The organism is Acidisphaera rubrifaciens HS-AP3, assembly GCF_000964365.1.
GTDB lineage: Bacteria > Pseudomonadota > Alphaproteobacteria > Acetobacterales > Acetobacteraceae > Acidisphaera > Acidisphaera rubrifaciens.
This window is the reverse complement of record NZ_BANB01000580.1, coordinates 1-458: the sequence shown is the minus strand read 5'-3', so window position 1 is coordinate 458 and position 458 is coordinate 1. Positions and strand designations below refer to the sequence as shown.

The following is a 458-nucleotide window of genomic DNA, read 5'->3' as shown; positions in this document are numbered from 1 at the left end:
GCGCGATCGTCGCCGCCGAACAGGCCGGACAACCCGGCCTGGCCGAACTGCTGCGCGCCGTGCGGCGTGGTGAGGTGCAGCTCGTAAGCGTCGCGCACCGGGACGCCGAGGTAACGACGCGGGAACTGCCGCAGACGGGCGCGGCGGTCGTGCTGATCGGCGACGATGATTATTCCGCAACCGGCCCGGCGGGGTGGCGGTGCGCCGCGACGATCGCCGCGTGGGCCGAGGCTGCCGTTGTGCATGCGGCCGGCGCGACGGCCGAGACCTATGCCGAAGCCGTCCACGCTGCGCGGCTTCTGGGCCGCTGCGTCCTGATAGAGACGGATACCGGACATGTTCGTGAGTGGGCCGAGCGGTTCTATCAAAAACCGACGCTCGTCATTATCCCACGCGACGGGGTGCATCCGTCCCGGCCGGCGGGGGAGGTTGTCCAGTGAGCATCCTCCCAGACGCGC

General features: G+C 70.3%; 1 pseudogene. It reads left to right on the top strand.

The window, feature by feature from the left end:
- Nucleotides 1–440 (top strand): annotated as a pseudogene (locus B8460_RS22115) (hypothetical protein); the annotation flags it as partial.
- Between the last annotated feature and the right edge of the window lie 18 nt (nucleotides 441–458).